At 65.0% G+C, this 18,955-nt stretch carries 18 protein-coding genes; 5 read left to right on the top strand and 13 right to left on the bottom strand.

Features of this window, described 5'->3' with window-relative positions:
* Both MXAZACID_RS08935 and MXAZACID_RS08930 read left to right on the top strand, forming a co-directional pair.
* A partial coding sequence (locus MXAZACID_RS08935) for a DUF4384 domain-containing protein (protein WP_008493947.1) occupies nt 1–620 on the top strand: 620 nt, incomplete at its 5' end.
* 214 nt (nt 621–834) lie between these two features.
* Complete coding sequence (locus tag MXAZACID_RS08930) at nt 835–1,500, top strand: hypothetical protein (protein WP_008493945.1); 666 nt, start codon at nt 835–837, stop codon at nt 1,498–1,500.
* Nucleotides 1,501–1,616: 116 nt separating this feature from the next.
* On the opposite strand, the gene MXAZACID_RS17785 is transcribed toward MXAZACID_RS08930, so the two are convergent.
* From MXAZACID_RS17785 to tssA, 10 genes are all read right to left on the bottom strand, one after another.
* On the bottom strand, nt 1,617–2,666 hold the full coding sequence (locus tag MXAZACID_RS17785; protein ID WP_008493944.1) for a hypothetical protein: 1,050 nt from the start codon (nt 2,664–2,666) through the stop codon (nt 1,617–1,619).
* A 9-nt stretch (nt 2,667–2,675) separates the two neighbouring features.
* Nucleotides 2,676–3,275: an OmpA family protein gene (locus tag MXAZACID_RS08920; RefSeq protein ID WP_008493943.1), complete on the bottom strand. Its 600-nt coding sequence runs from the start codon at nt 3,273–3,275 to the stop codon at nt 2,676–2,678.
* Between the two features lie 72 nt (nt 3,276–3,347).
* A complete protein-coding gene (gene tssG, locus MXAZACID_RS08915) occupies nt 3,348–4,379 on the bottom strand; it encodes a type VI secretion system baseplate subunit TssG (protein ID WP_008493942.1) in 1,032 nt (343 codons plus the stop codon).
* A 3-nt stretch (nt 4,380–4,382) separates the two neighbouring features.
* Entirely contained in the window at nt 4,383–6,206 is a 1,824-nt protein-coding gene (tssF, locus tag MXAZACID_RS08910) for a type VI secretion system baseplate subunit TssF (RefSeq protein ID WP_008493941.1), read from the bottom strand.
* Nucleotides 6,199–6,744 carry a type VI secretion system baseplate subunit TssE gene (gene tssE / locus MXAZACID_RS08905; RefSeq protein WP_008493940.1) on the bottom strand — a complete coding sequence of 182 codons (546 nt, stop codon included), beginning with the start codon at nt 6,742–6,744 and terminating at the stop codon, nt 6,199–6,201. Before tssE ends, tssF begins: the two co-directional genes overlap by 8 nt.
* Nucleotides 6,741–7,547, bottom strand: a complete 807-nt coding sequence (locus MXAZACID_RS08900; RefSeq protein WP_008493939.1) for a type VI secretion system accessory protein TagJ — start codon at nt 7,545–7,547, stop codon at nt 6,741–6,743. The genes tssE and MXAZACID_RS08900 overlap by 4 nt, the downstream gene beginning before the upstream one ends.
* A gap of 31 nt (nt 7,548–7,578) precedes the next feature.
* A complete protein-coding gene (tssC, locus tag MXAZACID_RS08895) occupies nt 7,579–9,078 on the bottom strand; it encodes a type VI secretion system contractile sheath large subunit (protein WP_008493938.1) in 1,500 nt (499 codons plus the stop codon).
* 224 nt (nt 9,079–9,302) lie between these two features.
* Nucleotides 9,303–10,793: a type VI secretion system contractile sheath large subunit gene (gene tssC, locus MXAZACID_RS08890; RefSeq protein WP_008493937.1), complete on the bottom strand. Its 1,491-nt coding sequence runs from the start codon at nt 10,791–10,793 to the stop codon at nt 9,303–9,305.
* A 3-nt stretch (nt 10,794–10,796) separates the two neighbouring features.
* Entirely contained in the window at nt 10,797–11,306 is a 510-nt protein-coding gene (gene tssB / locus MXAZACID_RS08885; protein WP_008493936.1) for a type VI secretion system contractile sheath small subunit, read from the bottom strand.
* A gap of 117 nt (nt 11,307–11,423) precedes the next feature.
* The gene (gene tssA / locus MXAZACID_RS08880; RefSeq protein WP_008493935.1) at nt 11,424–12,521 is read right to left on the bottom strand and encodes a type VI secretion system protein TssA; all 1,098 of its coding nucleotides are present in this window, start codon (nt 12,519–12,521) and stop codon (nt 11,424–11,426) included.
* Nucleotides 12,522–12,805: 284 nt separating this feature from the next.
* Here tssA and tssH point away from each other — a divergent pair, with 284 nt between their 5' ends.
* From tssH to MXAZACID_RS08865, 3 genes are all read left to right on the top strand, one after another.
* Nucleotides 12,806–15,442, top strand: coding sequence for a type VI secretion system ATPase TssH (tssH, locus tag MXAZACID_RS08875; RefSeq protein WP_008493934.1), 2,637 nt, complete (start codon nt 12,806–12,808; stop codon nt 15,440–15,442).
* 30 nt (nt 15,443–15,472) lie between these two features.
* Entirely contained in the window at nt 15,473–15,958 is a 486-nt protein-coding gene (locus MXAZACID_RS08870; RefSeq protein ID WP_008493933.1) for a type VI secretion system tube protein Hcp, read from the top strand.
* A gap of 355 nt (nt 15,959–16,313) precedes the next feature.
* A complete protein-coding gene (locus MXAZACID_RS08865) occupies nt 16,314–16,925 on the top strand; it encodes a putative adhesin (RefSeq protein ID WP_008493932.1) in 612 nt (203 codons plus the stop codon).
* A 114-nt stretch (nt 16,926–17,039) separates the two neighbouring features.
* Here the strand turns inward: MXAZACID_RS08865 and MXAZACID_RS08860 are convergent, their stop codons facing one another.
* The 3 genes from MXAZACID_RS08860 to MXAZACID_RS08850 all read right to left on the bottom strand — a co-directional run.
* Complete coding sequence (locus MXAZACID_RS08860; protein ID WP_008493931.1) at nt 17,040–17,750, bottom strand: PP2C family serine/threonine-protein phosphatase; 711 nt, start codon at nt 17,748–17,750, stop codon at nt 17,040–17,042.
* Nucleotides 17,750–18,346, bottom strand: coding sequence for a type VI secretion system-associated protein TagF (gene tagF, locus MXAZACID_RS08855; protein ID WP_008493930.1), 597 nt, complete (start codon nt 18,344–18,346; stop codon nt 17,750–17,752). Before tagF ends, MXAZACID_RS08860 begins: the two co-directional genes overlap by 1 nt.
* 2 nt (nt 18,347–18,348) lie before the next feature.
* Nucleotides 18,349–18,955, bottom strand: a 607-nt coding sequence (locus MXAZACID_RS08850; protein ID WP_008493928.1) for a type VI secretion IcmF C-terminal domain-containing protein, incomplete at its 5' end; no start/stop codon positions are given.

The following is an 18,955-nucleotide window of genomic DNA, read 5'->3' as shown; positions in this document are numbered from 1 at the left end:
TGCTCAGCGCCAATCTGCCAACGCAAACCCTGACCGGCCTGGCCGGGGCGGGGGCGCCGCAGGCCGCGTTGAGCGGCGCCATTCAATCCCTGCCAGATCCCGGCGGCATCGTGAACCAGATCGATACCGTGGACGGGCCCTATTGCACGGCTCTGGATACGATCCGCCCGTATCACGCCTTGTTCCCCGGCAGCGATGGCGCCCTGTCACTCGCCCTCGCCGGCGGCAAGACCCAGCTTTACAATAACGATCTGATCACCATCGACGAGACGATGCCGAATTTCAGCGGCTATCTGGAAACGGATTATTTCTCCTCCGATGGCTCGGTGCTGCATCTCTACCCCACCAGCACCGACGCCGCGCAGCAATTTGCCGCAGGCGGCGCCAAGGTTCTCGGCGATCCGGCGCGTGGCGGGGCGAGCTGGCAGGTGAGCGCGCCGTTTGGGACGGACATGATCATCTCCATCGCCTCCTCAGTGCCGCTCTTTGCCAAGCTGCGGCCGCAGGATGAGACCGCCAGCGATTATCTGCCGGCGTTGCGCCAGGCGTTGCAGAATGCTGCGGCGGGAGGGGCAAAAATTTCGGTGGCGGCGATCCCGGTGGTGACGCTGGCGAAATAGCGGCGGTACACGGCGCTTCCATTACCGTGCCAGGATCGACGCCAAAGCCATCGATAAAATGACACCCCGTTGTAACATTCGATATTCGCAACGTCTGTTGACCTGCGCCGAGATTGCCTGGCAAGAAGGGGCACAAGATGACGTCCGTTGACACGGGATGAAACATCCCATCGCCTTTGACAAAAACAAACCGCGGAACAGGAGACCACCGAAGATGTCCGCATCTGTGAATTTGCCGCCGTGCAATAATCTGGCGATGACCAATTTACGGTCGAACCCGGACAAAGCCTATCAATCCAACTTTTATCTTGTGCAGTCTACGGCTTATACCGGCAATACCGAGACCATCGGTGGCCCATGCTCGGTTAAATGCGTTTCCCACGGCAAGAACAAGAACGTCTTTGAGCTACAGGTGACGCCCGGCAATGGCGATTATTTTTATCCTTATGTGCATATTCCCTATGGCGGCGTCGGCACATGCGTGGTCCCCAAAAACGCGCCGCTGGGAACGCTCGTGCTCACGGGCGCGATGAATGGCTGCAGCTTGCAGGTGAATGATTCAGGATCGAACCTGCATTTTTACCATGATGCCAATGGCGTATCGCTCAAAGGCAAGTTGACTCCCGGCAATGTTGTCGCGCGCGTCAATTACGAGACCTACGCCGGACCGGGCAATCTCGCCAACAACATGACGACCAAAGAATTCCCTGCCCATGTCAGCTACCTGGTCACGGTGCGCGGCAGGACACGTTGGTATGTTTATTCGAGCACGTTTCTGTACGGCAAAAAGGTGAAAAACTCCTGGTTTGGCGGCATCTCATCCGCCGAGGTGTTTGAGCCGGTTATTACGAGCGTATCCAGGCTGCTTTGCACGTTCTGAGCATGCTGGATAAATGGCCGTTTTTTGTGGGATGACGAAACGGGCAACACCGATCCGCCTGCGGCGCTTGAGCCGGCTTTAAACGAGTTTGCTGAGCGGCGCGGTACCCCGACATGTCATACCCACGTCGCTTCGAATCCCCCCTTGCGATAACATAAGCACATCCGCCTCTGCCCCGTCACCGCCATCGCCTGCTTTGTCGGGCATGTCGGCATGGTGGCGGGCACCGGCGGCAATGGCGCGGTGGCGAGCGGGGTGAGCCAGAAATTCGGCATGTTGGCGATGAAGCCCTGGCGCAGCTGGTCGATCTCGGCTTCGGTTTTCCCCACTGCCGCAGCGTTGAAGAAGCGCGGGTCGCGGGTGAAGATCAGATAGGCCTGGGTTTCATTCAGCATCAGCTCGGTCAGGCTGGTATCGTAGCCCTGGCGGCCGAGGAAGCCCGTGAAGGCGGCGCGGTCTGCCGGCGTCAGGCCGGCCCAGAAGCGTTCGGTGTAATGCCGGTATTCGGGAACGATGTAGAAGGCGCCATGGGAGATTTCATGGCGCAAAATCACCGCGCGCATTTCGGGCGAAACATCGCCACCCGCCGCCGGCAGGGTGATCAGCGCGCCATTCGCCCCCGCCCGCAGCCAGCCAAGCTGGCGCAGCAGCCGGCGCAGCCATAATTCCTCTGGATTGAGCTGGATATTCTCGGATTTCGCCAGAGCGAAGAACCGCGCCAGGTCCGCCGCCTGATAATCGTGGCCGTAATAATAGCTGGCGACCGTCTCGCCGCCGGCGGCGATGGCGGCGTTCAACGCGGCATCATCCAGCAGCCGGTCATGCGGGACATTGGCTTTCTCGACGAAGGCCGCCACCCGGTCCAAAGCCTGGCCCTGGGCGAGCAGAGACGGGAAATCCACCACCACGACGGATTTGTCAGGTGCGAAATAGGTGACGATGGTCTCGCAGGGCTGGGTGGCGTCGATCTCGGCTTCGCTGGCGGTGCCGATGGCGATTGGTGCTGGCCCGCGTGCCCACCAGGCGACGCCGAACCCGGCCAGCGCCAGCATCGCGGCACCGCCGCCAAGCCCGGCCTTGAGCAGGCCGCGCCGGCGTGAAGCAATGGCCGGAGGGGCGCTCCGGATGACGATGGTATCGTCCTCGTTTCCGCCCCGCCCCCCCATGGCAGATGGTTACTGGCCGATATTGATGATTTCGACGCGCCGGTTCTGGCGGTTGGGGGTGTTCGGCGGGGTCTGCACAGCGAGATCCGCCTCGCCCACGCCGCTGGCCTGCAGGCGGGTATCAGCGACGCCGAACTTGGTCTGCAGATAGGATTTCACCGCATCGGCCCGCTGCTCGGAGAGGGTCTGGTTTTGCGGCGCGGTGCCAGTTGTGTCGGTATGGCCGACGATCTTGAAATGATAGGCGGCGAGCTGCTGGCTGGTCAGCGCCTTGCCGAGCTGGTCCAGAGTGGCGCGGGCCTGCGGGGTGAGCGCGGCCGAGCCGGAGGCGAAATCCACGATCAGATTGGCCGAAGGCGCGGTCGGCATCGCCTGCGGCTTCGCGGCTGGCGCGTTCATCGCCGGCATCGCGGCGGGGCTGGCCTGCATCGCCGGGGCCGGGGCCTCGCCGGGGGCGATCGGCTTGATGCCGCGGGTGGTGTCGCTCAGCGCGCCGCTGGGCTTGAGCTGGTTGATCAGCTGTTGCGCGCTTTGCGCCAGGGCGGGCGCGGCAAAGGCGGCGCTGAGCAGCACACCAGAAAGAGCGAGTTTGAAGCTGGTTTTGCGCATGGTCTAAAACCTCCTTGATTTGAGCGGGATTGTAGCGCCAACCCTCCCGTTAGGCGAGAGCAACGATCCGGTTTACGCGGAAAGCCGCTCCACGGTTGCGGCGCTGAACAGGGTCTCGTCCACCAGAACCCGGCCTTTCAGCCCGGCGGTGGAGGACGGCGCCCAGCTGGTCCAGCCCAGCCGCGCCGCCCCCGGCCCGCCGCCCAGGCTGAGCGGCGGGATTTCCTGCGCGTCCAGCACCAGATTGATGGCGAAATCCGCCTCCCAGCCGACATAGGCGCGGATCAGCGAAACCAAGGCGGGCAGCAAGGCTTTGTCCGGCAGCAGCGCCTCGAAGCCGGCGCGCGAGAGCGGGCCGATGCGCACGATGAAGCGCGCCTGCTGGTCCCAGGCGCGGGTGCCGATGGCGGCATCCTGCCCCAGCGCGCAGAAGGCGCCAGGGATGCGCCCGCGCGGCAGCCGGCTTTGCTGGTCCGGGGCGATCGGCAGCCAGGCGCCGGCGAATTCCCGGATTTCCACCGGCCGGCCGAGATAATCCGAGACCATGCTGGCGAGCCGGCTGGAAGAGCGCGGATGCGCGGCGAAGAAACCGGCATAATGGCGCAGCGCATCCGCCCCCACCGGCAGGCGCGGTTCCAGATGCGGCGTGCCGAAGCCGGTGAAGGCGAGCAGCCCGGCGCCGATCGGCTCCTCCACCCCGGCCTGCGCCGCCTGCTCGGCCGAGCGCGGCAGCCGGTATTTGGCGCCGGCCAGGGCGAAGCCAGAGATCAGGCGCTGCGCCAGCAGATCGAAAAAATCCAGCACGGCGCGGGATTTCTGCCGGTTGGCCTGGGCCAGCAGCTCGGTGTACCAGCGCGGCATCTCAGCCGAGGGGCCGATCAGCCCGATCAGGGTGCTGACCAGCCGGGCGCGACGGCCACCCGACGGCGCCTGCGCCTCCAGCACCTCGGCGACCGGCTGGGCCAGGCTCGGCGGCGCGGCGAAGCGCACCGCGTCATCCTTGTGCCGGGTGCGGGCGGCCAGGCGCAACAGCCGCACCGCCGCATCGAAGCGGAACAGATGCGGGGTGGCGGCCAGGCGTTCGAGTGGGGATTTCGGCGCCATCGTCTAGAGCAGCACCTTGGCCCCGGCGCGGGGCGGAAAGCGCAGCTCCGGCTCCGGCTTGCCGCGCAGCCGCACGGATGTGCGCACGAAGGAGTTGATGCTGGCATGCAGCGCCAGGAAGCGCGCCAGCACCGCGCTCAGCAGATAGAGGCCGGAGCCCTGGAAGGCGCGCTGGTCGAATTCCAGCTCCACATCCAGCCCCCGGCAGAAGGCCCCCAGCCGCGCGCCGGGGACACGCGCCGTGCCGGGGCGGGCGGTGACGGCGAGCAGCGCCTCGATCGCCGCACGGGTATCGGCGGTTTCGCGCAGATCATACAGGCGCAAGATTTCCTTCAGCGCCGCCGCCCCTTCCGCGCCGCCGGTGACGGAGAGATGGCCGAGCGAGAGGTGCGAGATCAGCCGCCAGGCTTTGCGCGCCCGCCGCTCCGGGCGCAGCGTCGGCGTCGGCGGGGTGACGCAGGCCATCGCCGCGATCCCGGTATGGGGCTGCAAGGCCTTCAGCCCGGGGCGGCCGCCGCCGAAGGGCAAATCGGCCGGGAGGTCCCGGTTGAGGCAGAGCGCCTCGACCGAGAGCACGCTGTCCAGCTTCGCCTCGGGGTCGAAGCCGGCATCGAACAGCGAGATGAAGCTGTCCGTGCCGCCGAGGGCGGCCGGCCCGTCCCGCCGCGCGACGAGATAGGACCCGCCCTCGCCTGGCGCCGAGGCCTCGTTACGGCTGAGCCGGTAGAAGGGCAGGAAGGGCCGGCTGGTGCCGTCCTGGCGCACCTCGCGCACGCTGGAGACACTCCAGATCTCGGTGACGCTGGCGCGCCTGGCATCCGGCAGCACGCGATATTCGGTGGTGGTATGGTCCAGCGCCACCGGCTCGCAACGCTGCGCGAAGAGATTGACCATCGGCGTGCAGCCGAGCGCGAACATATTGGCATCGACCCCGCGCTCCAGCTCGGCCGAGGTCCGGTCGAGATAGAGAAACACCTCCAGCCGGTTGCTGTCCTGCACCAGCGTCTTGGCGCCGAGCCCGGCGAGATCGAGGAACATGAATTTCTGCGGAAAGGCGAAATATTCGCTGAGCAGGCGGAAGCCCTCGAAGCTGCGCGCCGGCCAGGGCAGCAGCGCCTCCTCCGGCGCGAAGCCGACCTCCTGCACGGCACTGGCCGGCAGCAGCACTGGCGAGAGATCCCCCGGCGTATCCGCCAGCGCGACGCCCAGCGTATGCGCGGCCAGCAGCTCGTAGAGTTGCAATGCCGCCGCCTGGCCGCCGCGCAGGAACAGGCGCAGCCTATCCATGCCGAGCTGGCTGAATTTCACATCCGGGTTCAGCGTGGTGAAGACCAGCCGCAGCACCGCCACCGCGCCATTGGCAAGCTGGTTGACCGGTGCGGTGAAGGGCAGACCGGTGAGGCGGGCACTCTCCAGCTTCACCGGCCAGAGGGTGAGCGGGCTGGTGGTGCGATAGCGGCAGCTCTGGCCGCGCACGGCTTCGGTCTCCAGCTCGAACCCGGCGGGAACCTCCACCTGGGCGGCGAGGTCCGGCTTGGCGCTGAACTGGGTGATGGCGCAGGAGGGGAACGGCGCGAGGTAGTGCGGATAGAGAATATCCAGCAGCGTGTCGGTGAGTTCCGGGAATTCATCATCCAGCCGCGCCTGGGCGCGGGCGGAGAGGAAGGCGACACCATCCAGCAGCCGCGCCACGTGCGGGTCGTCCACCGTGTCCGGGCTCAGCCGCAGCCGGCCGGCGACCTTGGGGTGCGCCTGGGCGAATTCCGCCGCGAGCTGGCGGATGGCCGCCAGCTCCTGGTTGAAATAAGGCAGCAGCGTATCAGCCAATCTCGCCTCCGGCGACCGCGATGTCGGTGGTGGCGGCGTTCACCAATGTCTCGAAACTGATCGGCTCGGGGGCCGGGTCCGCCTGCAGCAGCGCGTCGATGCGGAAATGCAGCGTGGTGCTGGTCTCCTCCTTCGCCGGCACCAGCTTCACCGCCACCTGGATCAGCCGTGGCTCGAACTGGCGGATGCTGCGCTCGATCTCGCGGCGCAGCGTCTCGCGCGCGCCATCCTCCTGCATCGCCCCGGCGGTGAAATCCGGCAGGCCGAAGGTGAAGGAGGAATTGGCCAGCTCATTCATCCCCGCCGGCACCGAGGCCAGGCGGCGGCGGCCATTCAGCAGCGCCTCCAGATCCCGCCGCACGGCGCGGCGCAGCACGCTCAGTGCCTCGGTGGCGGAGAGCGGGCGGTCGCGCTCCATCTCCGGGGCATCATCGAGCAGCCGGTCCAGCACCGAGAGCTTCACCCGCGCGCCGGAATCGCGCATCCGCTCGATGAAGAGATTGGCGTTGGCGCCGCGGCTGAGCGTGTCGTCGCTCATGCGGCCGGCTGGAAGCTCAGCGCGTCGAGCTGCATGATCGTCAGATCCTCTTCCCCGGCCAGGAACACACGCTGGCCGATGCCGCGCACCGGGCCTTCGCCCTCGCTCCAGCTGGTGGCGCGGCCGAGGCGGTGGGCGTCATCCGTTTCCTCGGCGGTGAAATAGAGGGCGGGGATATAGACATCGCCATCCGGCCCGGCGGTCACGCTCATCGAGCAGCGGCGCCAGGCGAGGTCGCGCGGGCGCTTGGGCGGATGGAATTCCAGGCTCTCGATGCGCGAGACCGGAATCCAGAAATATTTGCCGGTGGTGGTCAGGGTTTCGATATAGCCCGGGATCAGATCATCCGCGTCGCGGAAATCATCGACGCTCTGGCCGTTGACGGTGCCGGTGATGCGCGGGCGCAGCGCTTCGGCCTCCTGCGCGGCGGCGGCGGCTTCGGCCAGATGGCCCTCGCGCAGCGCCACCAGCGCCTTCATCGAGGCCTGGCCGGTCGGCTCCAGATCCCCCAGCAGCTCCGGCACCCGGCCATCGCGGTAGAGCTGGCGCCGCGCGGTCTCGGCGCGCAGCAGCTGGCGGAATTCCGAGACGACGACGGCAACAGACGGGTCGAGCTGGCCGGCGGCATCCAGGATCACGTCGGCGCGTTCCAGATTGCCGGAGAACAGCAGCAGCTCGGCCAGCAGCACGCGGCGGCCGAGATCGGTCGGCGCGGCCTTCACCTCGGCATTGGCGGCGGCCAGCGCATCGGCCAGGCGGCCGGCGCGGAACAGATCGGCGGCCTGAAGGGCGGTCTCTACCATGTGCGTGATTCCATTTCAGAAATTGGGTGGGTCATGATTGGCCGGGGGCGGCCAGCTCGGTCATCAGCCGGAAGGAGACGGCGACATCGTCCAGCTGGAAATGCGGCTGCAGATGGATGGCGCAGGTGAACACGCCGGGCTTGCCCGGCACCTCTTCCACCTTCACACTGGCATCGCGCAGCGGGTAGCGCGCCATCGTCTCCGGCCCGGCGGAGGTGTTGGAATTGGTGTAGCGCATCAGCCAGTCATGCAGGCGGCGCTGAATTTCGGGACCGGTTTTGAAGGAGCCGGTCATCTCGCGGCCCATGATCTTCACATAATGCGCGAAGCGGGCGACGCAGATGACGCTGTTGAACTGTGCGGAGAGCCGGGCATTGGCGGCGGCAACACCGGCATTGGCGCCGATATAGCTGGTGGTGGGCGTCTGCAGGCTGCGCGCGGCGCCGATCAGCGCCTCGCCGCCATAGGGTAGCGCGCAGATCGGCAGCAGCCCGGCGGCGACCAAAGCCCGCTCCTGCCGGTCGGTCAGCATCACATCCGGGGCCGGGCGGCCGAAGCCATCGGCGGGGTCGGTGGAGAACCAGGGCTCGGGCAGATCCTCGATGACGCCGCCGCCGAGACGGTCAATGTCGTAGCCACGGATATCGGCGGGCCAGGAGAAGGTCTCGAAGGCGCGGATGACGCAGGCCGCGACCAGATAGCCCGCCGTGCTGGAAACGCGGCCGGTGCCGTCACGCAGCCGCTCCTGATAGCGAAAACCGCGATGGCGGGCGAGCGTTTCCGCCCAGGGCAGGCGCATCAGCAGGCGCGGCAGCGTGACCGCGAGAAAGCGCGAATCATCCAGCATGCCCAGGCGCTTCCAGCGCTGGTACTCGGCCGAGGCCATGGTGGAGGCGGGATCAGCCACACCGCTGAGCTCGGAAAACTCGTCCACCCCGAACAGAGCCGGGGCGGCGCCGATGACCAGCGGCGCGAAGGCAGCGGCGGCGACGGCGGCGAGCGAGGCGAGGGCGGTGACGTCATCGGTGATCGCGCCCGGGCCGGGGCGGTGGCGGACCTCGTAATCCGCGACCAGGAGCCCATACGGCTCGCCGCCGGCGATGCCGAATTCATCCTCATAGATACGGCGGAAGAGCTGGCTCTGATCGAACGCGGCGGCGCGCTCCAGATCCCGGCAGATCTCGCCCCAGCCGGCGGAGAGCACGCGCAGTTTCACCCGGCCGGAGAGCGGCAGGCGGGCGGCCAGCCAGGCGAGGCCGCGCCAGCTCCCCTCCAGCCGGCGCAGCCGGGGGTGATGCAGGATTTCATCGAGCTGGGCGGCAATCATCGCATCCAGCCGGGCGATGTCATGGTCCAGCCGCGCCGCCAGCGCCGCGCGGTCATGGATCAGGGTTTTCGCATCGGCGCCGAACCAGGTGGAGAGGGGGGAGCTTTGGCCGGCGAGCATTTCCGCCAGGCGGGTGGCGGCCTCGGCATTGGCCGCGCCGAAAAACCGGCCGTTCAGCACCGCATCGCGCAAAGGCGGCAGCACGGGGGCAGGCTCTGGGGGTTCAAGTTGGGCCGGTTCGGGGACGGGCTCAGCCTCGTCAGTCCGCATCTCGGGCAGCGTTGGGTCAGGCGCTGGTTCGGGCGCAGGCGTGGGCGGGAGGCGCCGGCTGGCGGGCCTCCAGACGATCGTCGCGTCCGGATCTTCCTCATCCCCCGTCATCACACACGCCCGTGCGCCGCGCCCGGTTCGGGCGCGGCGGTCCGGGATCAGGCCTTCTGCGGAATGCGGGCGACCATGCGCATGCTGGTCGTCAGCTCTTCCATCTGCAGCCAGGGGCGCAGATAGGCGACGGCGTTGTAGGAGCCCGGCTTGCCCGGAATTTCCTTCACCTCGACCTTGGCCTCGCGCAGCGGATATTTCGCCTTGGTCTCCGGCCCGGCATCCGGGTTGTCGGACACGTAGTTGGTGATCCAGCGATTCAGCCAGCGCTCGCACTCATTGGCTTCCATGAAGCTGCCGATTTTGTCGCGCGCCATCACCTTGAGGAAATGCGCGAAACGGCCGGTCGCCATGATGTAGGGCAGGCGCGCCGAGATCGCGGCATTGGCGGTGGCGTCCGGGCGGTCATATTTCTTCGGCTTCTGCACCGTCTGGCCGCCGAAGAACACGGCATAATCCGTATTCTTGTAGTGGCAGAGCGGCAGGAAGCCGAGATTGGAAAGCTCGAACTCGCGCCGGTCGGTGATGCCGACCTCGGTCGGGCATTTGCCGTCCATGTCGCCATCGTCGGACTGGAAGATGTGGGTGGGCAGGTTATCGACCTTGCCGCCGCCCTCGGCACCGCGAATGGCGACGCAGAAGCCGGATTCCGCGAAGGAATTGGTCATCCGCACGCCCATCGCGTAGGCGGCGTTCATCCAGCAATAATCCTTGTGATTCAGCGCCTGGGCGGCGCCGGTGGCGTCATAAGGCGCTTCTTCATAGGCGAAATCCTCGACCGGCTTGGTCGCAGCGCCATAGGGCACACGGGCCAGCACGCGCGGCATCACCAGCGAGACGAAGCGCGCATCCTCGGTATCGCGGAAGCCACGCCATTTGGTATATTCGGCGGTGTCGAAAATCTTCGCCAGATCGCGCGGCTTGGTCAGCTCGGTCCAGTCATCGAAGCCGAACATGCCGGCACCGGCGGCGGAGATGAAGGGCGCGAAGGCGGCGGCGGCGACGTTGGAGACCAGACGCAGCGATTCGATATCGTCCGGATGGTTGGTCCATTCATAATCGCCGATCAGCGCGCCATAGGGCTCGCCGCCCGGGGTGCCGAACTCGTTCTCGTAGATTTTCTTGAAGAGCTGGCTCTGATCGAACTCCACCGCCTTGGTCAGGTCGCGGTTCAGCTCGCGCTTGGTCATGTTGAGAACGCGGATCTTCAGACCGGTGCCAGTCTCCGAGTTCATCACCAGATGATTCAGGCCACGCCAGCTGCCTTCCAGTTTGGTGAATTTTTCATGATGCATGATGGCGTTGAGCTGCTTCGACATTTTCTGATCGATCGCGGCGATCGCCTTGTCGATCGTGCGGGTCAGGTTCTTGTCGAAGGTGACGGTGCCGGCCAGGGCCTGCTCGACCAGCGTCTTGACCAGATCCTGGGCGCGGTCCGGTTCGGTCTGCTTGGTGGCGGTGACAACCTGATCGAGGAAGCTGACGCCTTCACTGGTGGCGCCGGTGCCGCCTTGCGGGCTGGATTGGGTCTCGGACATGGATCAGCCCTCCTTCTTGTCGAGGCCGAGCTGGCTGGACAGCCCCTTCAGCTCGGCATCGTTCTGCAGCACCTGCTCCAGCAGCGTCTCCAGCTCCTCGGAGCGGTCCGCCTTGCTCAGCAGGTCGCGCAGCTTGTTGCGCGTCTCCAGCAGGGATTTCAGCGCCGGCACCTGGTCGACGACGCGGGCCGGGTCGAAATCATCCATCGAGTTGAATTTCAGATTGACCGCCATCTCGCTGCCATCGTCGGCCAGCGTGTTCTCGACCTTCATGTTCAGGCCCGGCGACATGCGGGACATGATGTCGTTGAAATTGTCACGGTCGATCTGGGTGAATTTGCGCTCGGCCATCGGGCGCAGCGGCTGCGTCGGATCGCCGGAGAAATCCCCCATCACGCCGACCACGAAGGGCAGCTCGCGCTGGATTTCGGCGCCGTCGGTCTCGACTTCATAGGTAATGTGAACGCGCGGTTTGCGGACCCGGTTCAGTTTGCTGTGTACGCTGCCACTCATCTTCTAGGTCTCCCGAAAGGCTTGCGGTTCATGACAATGCAAAGCGGTGTTGTGAAAGAGGCTTTAAATCGTCTGCGGCCGCGCTGGATAAACTCAAAGGAAAGTCTTTTTAGACGTTTATTGATCGGTTTTCAGGCCAAGGCTGGTCAAAATGCTGTTGCGCACCTGATCGTCCCGCACCAGCTCGGCGATGAGTTCGGGCCAGGTGAGACGGCCACGCCGGATGGCTTCATCGATCGTGTAAGCCAGCGGCGATTGCGGTTCCGTGCGGCGGAAATACTCGGCGATTTCAGCCAAGGTTGCAAGAGCATCCTCGCGGTTGGCCAAACGTTTCGGCCTGCCGGGACCAGCCTGCGCCGCCTGCGCCCCGGCCTCGTCCGACGCCGCCGCCGGCTCATCCGCCACCGCCGCGCTCGCCGCCTCCAGCGGCGCATAACGCGTCACGAAATCGTTGATCTGGTTCAGGGCTTCGGCGATGCGGCCGGTGGGTGGGGCATCATGCCCGGCCAGCCGGTCGAAGATATCGCCCATGCCGCGCCAGGCCAGACGCGCCTCCTCCAGATCGCGTCGCAACGCAACATAAGCGCCGGGGCTGGCGGCGCGGGCGGCGGCGCGCATCGTATCGTAGGGCACCACGCCGGCGGCGATGCGCGCCTCGACACGCTTGGCGTCGGCGATCGCTTCCAGCTCAGCCGATTGCTGATACTGGAAGAACATCACCATTTCGCCGTTCGGGTCCTTGAACAAAGGCAATTTCTGCAAAGGCTGGCTGAGCGTGCCCTCGCCGCCCTCGCCATTCAGGCCGGTCACCGGGGCGACGCGGGTTTCCATGCCGTCTTCGTCCGGCATCGGGAACAGATGCTCCCAGTACCGCTCCGCCAGCCCGCCCAGCAGGCTGGCGCCGAAGGCCAGCCCGGCCAACCCATGGCTGCGCACCAGCGCCTCGGTCAGCCACGCCGCCGCTTCCAGATCCTTGGCCTGGGTGCTGAGAATTTCGACAGCCAGGGCGCGCACCTGGCGCCAGCCTTCCGGCGATGCCACCTCGCCCGGATTGGCATCCGCCGCGCGTTCGGCGGCGCGGGCATCGGCGCGCGCGTCGCGCAGCCGGAAATAAGGAGAGGTCGGCGAGAAATCGCTGCGGACATCCGTTCCGGCGGGCTCATCATCGCTGATCGGCGCCAGCAAGCTTTCGAGATCCAAGCCTTCAATCGCCACGAATCTGCCCTCTTCCCCGCCCTATCGCCATCGACCATGGCGACGCTGTTGCATTATCCATCGAGGGAGTTCAGCTGGTGACGCGATATCATCAAAATTGCATCAACGAACCGGCCTTCCCCTGCTTGTATTAGCTGGACATTAACGGTAACTCAAGCTAACGAAATATTGTTAAATTAGCGCACCGTAAGATGCGCTTTGTTTCGGTATGGGCGTGTCGGATCGGCGTTTACCCTCCTGGTAAACGCTTCATTGGACGCGAGACCTTCTTGGAGGGGGACGCTTTGGTCACACTTGACCTCCGGTCGTTAATCGGTCGCCTGGATGAGCATTGCCGCCGCGCGCTGGAAGCCGCTGCCGGGCTGACAATGTCCCGCACCCATTACAATGTCGAAATCGAACATTGGCTGGTGAAACTGGCCGACGGCACGGATACCGATATCGCCGCGATCTTCCGGCAATATGAGATTGATCACGGCCGTTTCATGGCCGATCTCAACAAGGCGCTGGACAGGCTGAAAACCGGCAATTCCCGCGCCCCTGGCCTGGCGCCGGATGTGGTCGATACCGCCAAGCAGGCCTGGCTGCTCGCCTCCATCGAACAGGGGCTCTCGCGGGTGCGCTCGGGCCATGTGCTGCTGGCCCTGCTCTCGGATGAAACCCTGGCCCGGCGCGCGCGCGAGGCCTCCAGCCAGCTGCTGAAAATTCAGCCGGATGTGCTGAAGCGCGACCTGGCCACCATCACCGCCGGCAGCATCGAAGCCAGCACCCCGCTGGCCGCCGATGGCGCCGCCCCGGTGGCGGATGAAAACGGCGTGCCCCGCCCCGCCGGCAGCGGCGCGCTCGATCTTTATACTTACGACCTCACCGACCGCGCCCGGAAGGGCAAGATCGACCCGATCCTCGGCCGCGATTTCGAGATCCGGCAGGCGATCGATATTCTCACCCGCCGCCGGCAGAATAACCCGATCCTCACCGGCGAGGCCGGCGTTGGCAAAACCGCCGTGGTTGAAGGTCTGGCGTTGAAGATCGCCGCCGGCGATGTGCCGGAGGCGATGAAGGATGTGACGCTGCGCACGCTGGATCTGGCGCTGCTGCAGGCCGGTGCGGGCATGAAGGGCGAGTTTGAGCAGCGTCTCAAATCTGTCATCGACGAGGTCAAGGCCAGCCCGAAGCCGATCATCCTGTTCATCGACGAGGCGCATACGCTGATCGGTGCCGGCGGCCAGGCCGGGCAGAACGATGCCGCAAATTTGCTGAAGCCGGCGCTGGCGCGCGGCGAGCTGCGCACCGTCGCCGCCACCACCTGGGCCGAGTACAAGAAATATTTCGAGAAGGATGCGGCGCTGACGCGGCGTTTCCAGGTGGTGAAGGTAGAAGAGCCCTCCGAGCCGATGGCGATCGCGATGATCCGCGGCCTCACCGCGACACTGGAGCGGCATCACAAAACCCGCATTCTGGACGAGGCGATTTCCGAAGCGGTGCGGCTCTCGGCGCGCTTCATCCCGAGCCGGCAGCTGCCGGACAAGGCGATCAGCCTGATCGATACCGCTTGCGCGCGGGTGGCGATGAGCCAGGCCGCGATTCCGGCGCCGATCGAGGACAAACAACGGCGTATCGAGCTGATCGATACCGAAGTGTCGATCCTGGAGCGCGAGATGGCGGCGGGCGGCGCGCATGAGGCGCGCATCGCCGAGCTGGCCGAGGAGAAGGCCGGGCTGGAAGCGGCGCTGGCGGCTTTGCAGACCCGTTTCGCCGAGGAAAAGACGCTGGCGACCGAGATCAGCGCCGTGCGCGCCAAGATCGAGGATGCGGAGAACACCGAGGACAAGGCCGCACTGAGGGCGCAGCTCAACAAGCTGCATGAAGATTTGCGGACATTGCAGGGCGAGACGCCGCTGATCTTCCCGGTGGTGGATGGCCAGGCGGTGGCGGAGATCGTCGAGAGCTGGACCGGTATTCCCGCCGGGCGCATGCAGTCCGACGAGATCAACACCGTGCTGAACCTGAAACAGGCGATGGAAGAGCGCGTCGTCGGCCAGCCGCATGCGATGGAGGCGGTGGCGCAGGCGATCCGCACCAGCCGCGCCAAGCTCACCGATCCACGCAAGCCGATCGGCGTGTTCATGATGGTTGGCACCTCCGGCACCGGCAAGACCGAGACCGCGCTGACCCTGGCCAATCTGCTCTATGGCGGCGAGCAGAACATGACCACCATCAACATGACCGAGTTCAAGGAAGAACATAAGGTCTCGCTGTTGATGGGCAGCCCGCCCGGCTATGTCGGGTATGGCGAGGGCGGTATCCTCACGGAGGCGGTGCGCCGGCGGCCTTATTCGGTGATTTTGCTCGACGAGATGGAGAAGGCGCATCCTGGCGTGCAGGATGTATTCTTCCAGGTGTTCGACAAGGGCAACATGAAGGACGGCGAAGGCCGCGATATCGACTTCAAGAACACCGTCATCATCATGACCTCGAATGCCGGGACCGATCTGATCGAGAAGCTCTTCGCTGATCCGGAGACCGCGCCGGATGCGGCCGGGCTGGCCGAGGCGCTGCGCCCGGAGCTGATGAAATATTTCAAGCCGGCCTTCCTCGGCCGGGTGACGCTGGTGCCGTATTTCCCGCTCTCCGACGAGGTGATCCGTCAGATCGTGCGGCTGCAGCTCAACAAGATTCAGAAACGCGTGAAGGAAGCCTACAAGGCCTCGTTCACCTACGCGCCGGAGCTGGTGGAAACCATCGCCGCGCGGTGCAAGGAATCCTCCTCGGGCGCGCGCAATGTAGAAAATATTCTCTCGCGCAGCCTGTTGCCGGAACTCTCCGCCGAGGTTCTGGCCCGCATGGCCGCGGGCGAGGGGATTGCAAACATCTCGGTCGGGATCGGGCCGGAGGGATCATTCTCCTACGCGCTCAGCTAAAGACTCTCTCTTCCATAACAGGAGCACGACATGGCGATTTACATCAAATATACCAGCCCGACGGTGGATGGCGACGTCACCACCCAGGGCTTCGACAAGCAGATCGAGGTCAACAGCTTCCAGTGGGGCGTCGGCCGCGGCGTCGGCTCGCCGACCGGTTCGTCGGGCAACCGTGAGGCGAGCTCGCCGAGCGTTTCCGAAATCACCGTCACCAAGATGCTGGACAATGCCTCCGGTGGCCTGCTGAAAGAGGCGCTGAGCAGCGGCGGCAAGGCGAAGCTGGTAATCTCCTTCACCCGCACCGACGGTAACGGCGCCGTCGTTTATTTGGAGGTCACCCTGACCGACACGATGATCAGCGGCTACAGCCTCTCTTCTGGCGGCGACCGGCCGAGCGAGAGCGTCTCCTTCAACTTCACCAAGATCGAAGTGAAGTTCACCCCGCAGAAATCCGACGGCACCGCCGGCTCGCCCTTCCCGGTCACCTACGATCTGGGGCTGCAGAAGCTGTCCTGAAAACGCAAAGGCCGGCGCCAAAAGCGCCGGCCTTTTTTCCACACGAGAGCACTACCAGGTCTAGGCTGACGCGCAGCGGCAAACCATCAACAAGCAATTGCTCGCCAAAATAAAAGTTTGAGATTTCAGCTGAAAACTGATGTCCCTAGGCATCTAGAGCGATGGTGACCAGGACGGCCTTGAAAAGGCAGGCCTCTGAACGCGTGAAACAATTTTTAAGCGTACACAAAGAAAAAAACCTCTAAAATTAAAGTCTTTTTTGAATTCTCCCGCGCCGTCTGCTTTAGGTTTTACCCTGCCGAAACCCAAATTCTCTGCGCCGTGATCTTGGCGGATCAACTCAAAGGAGTTTCCCATGCCGTTCTGGAAATCAAAGCCAAAAACAAAGCCTTTGACTATCTCAGGGCCGATCGGCAGCGACAGGCTGGCGGGTACCACCAAACGGGTCATCTTCGCCGGTCATGGCTCCTTCAACACCATCACCGACAAGAATTTTCCAAAAGTTCGGCTGCCTCCCAATATCACAATGGTGTTTTGGTGTCTGCATGGCGAGGAGCTTCTGGATTCCATTGGCAGCTTTATCGAATCTCATGAAGATGTGAATGGCTTGCCCGATTATCTCAGCGAGGCTGCGGAAAGAGCCGGGTACTCCAAAAAAGTTCCCGAAATCGTTCCTGGCGGCTCGGAAATCTGGAACTACCGGCTGACATATCCATCAGGGCTTAGCCTTGGCAACAAGCCCGCAAATATCCCGTCCTCGAAGTATAATCCTGCGATCAATCCCGCATCCCCGGCCAAAACGCCACCGGGCATCCCCGGCGATAAGCGCTATGTCGTGATGCCGCCGCTCTCCGGCGACATCAAGGACCGCGGCGTGCCGATCATCGCCTTGCTGGCCGCGAACTGGAATATCTGCGACGGTGCCGTGGTCCACTGGTGCGCCTGCCGTAGCATCGTGGCGCGTTAGAGAAAGATGGGTTCAGGTTGACGCGCCGGCGTCAAGATAAACACAAGAAATTGCTTGCCAAAACAAAACCTGGAGCCTTCAGCTGTGATCTGAAGGCTCTAAATTTTGCTTTGCCTAAACCTCCACAACCACCGCCGTCACATTGTCATTCACCCGGTGCGCCAGGGCGGCGGCAATCAGCAATTCCGTCGGTGGCACGCCCTCTGGCGCGCCGAGCAGGCTTTGGAGTTCCGGTTCGCTCAGGGTTTTACTCAAGCCGTCGCTGCACAGCAGAAACCGGTCGCCGGGCTGGATCTGGCCGATCACCTTGTCCAGCTCCAGCACCTCGTCATCCGCCCCCACCGCGCGGGTGATGATATTGGCGTGCGGGTGTTTCTCCGCATCTTCCGGGCGCAGCGTGCCGGCCTCCACCAGCTCCTGCACCAGCGAATGGTCGCGGGTGATCTGTTGCAGCACGCCGCCGCGCAGCAGATAGGCGCGTGAATCACCGGCCCAGAGGCAGGCGAAATGCCGGTCACGGATCATCAGCCCGACAAAGGTCGAGGCGATCATCACATCGCCGCCACGCCGGGCGGCTTCCGCGCGCAGCGCATCATGCACCTGGGTGATGGTGACGCGAATGCCCGAGAGCAGCTCGCTCGCGCTCAGGTCAGCGGGCAGGCGGGAGAGCGCCTCGACGATCATGCCCGAGGCGACCTCACCCGAGGCATGGCCGCCGGCGCCATCGGCTACCACCCAGAGCCCCAGCTCCGGCCGGGCGAGCAGATTATCCTCGTTATGTTTGCGGACCGCGCCGACATCCGTCTGCGCCCAGGAACGTGGCATCAATTGAGCCCCTCCGCGGGCTGAGGATCATGGGGCTGAGAATCATGGGACTGAGGATCGCGCAGCATGGCGCCGGCATGGGTCGCGGCGGGCAACAGCCCCGGCATTTCGAAACGGCAAGGCCGCACCAGCGGGCTGCCTTCGGTCCACCAGCCAATTGGCGGCAGGGCTACGTCTTCCACCGGCGCGGCCAGGCCAGCGGCGATCGCTTCGTGCGGCTTATCGTCAACCACCACGGCCAGCCCTTCGGCTTGCGCCAGCGCCAGCCAGGCGCCGCCTTGCGCCAATGCGGCCGGATCATCCGCCAGCGCGGCCAGAATGAAGGGGTAATGCCGCCCGGCCTTGTCCATGCTCGGCAGCCACACCCCCAGCATCGCCCGCGCCCCGCAGGCGCCGTTAGGGAGGAAGAAATGCCAGATCGGCGCGCTCATCCAGGCCTGTTCCCATCCCGCGCCGAGATCGGCACGCGATTGGGTCAGGCAGTCCCGGCACCAGAGATCGAGCGGCTCGACCGCATCTTCCGGCAGCCCGGCGCGCAGGAAATCCCCGCGCGCCGGCAGCTTGCCGAAAAACCCGGTCAGAGCGGGTTGGAACATGCTCATCCCTGCAGGCTGGGGCAGCGGAAATCCGCCAGCATGCCGGGGGCGAAGGGGTTGAGCACGGAGTTGGCGCCGATGCTGTAGCTCACACTATGCCCGCCGGCGGAAAAGGTGAGCGTGTACTGGTCCGACGATCCGGCCTGGGCCAGCGTGCCCTGGCTGAACAGATGGAACAACGCCCAGGGGCCGGAGGCATCCAGCTCCACCGGGTTGCCGCCGCCGACCGGGGTGATGATCAGCCGCGCCGTCTGCATGCCATCGGCACCGGGCCAGGAGATCATCGTCGGCACTTGCGGGCCGTGGGCGTAAGAGACATTCACCGCGCCCAGCTGCAGCACCGCCTGCGCCGCGCCGGCATCGAGCGCGGTCGGGCTGAGGCTGAACTGCACGGACGGCGTGGCGCCGGCGGCGAAGAAGAGCTGCTTGATCGTCTCCGCGCGCTGGAACTCCGCCAGGGCGCCCTGGCTGATCGGCGGAGTGACGCCATTCACCGCCTGCACCCGCCAGGTCCGGCCGGACATATCGACGAAAGGCTGCACCTGCTGGGTGAAGAAGCTGTCCAGCAGCCCGTTGGGGGCGAAGAGATGCGCGAAATCACCCAACGGG

It is taken from the genome of Acidocella sp. MX-AZ02 (genome assembly GCF_000306035.1).
GTDB lineage: Bacteria > Pseudomonadota > Alphaproteobacteria > Acetobacterales > Acetobacteraceae > Acidocella > Acidocella facilis.
This window is presented reverse-complemented; position numbering and strand designations above follow the sequence as displayed.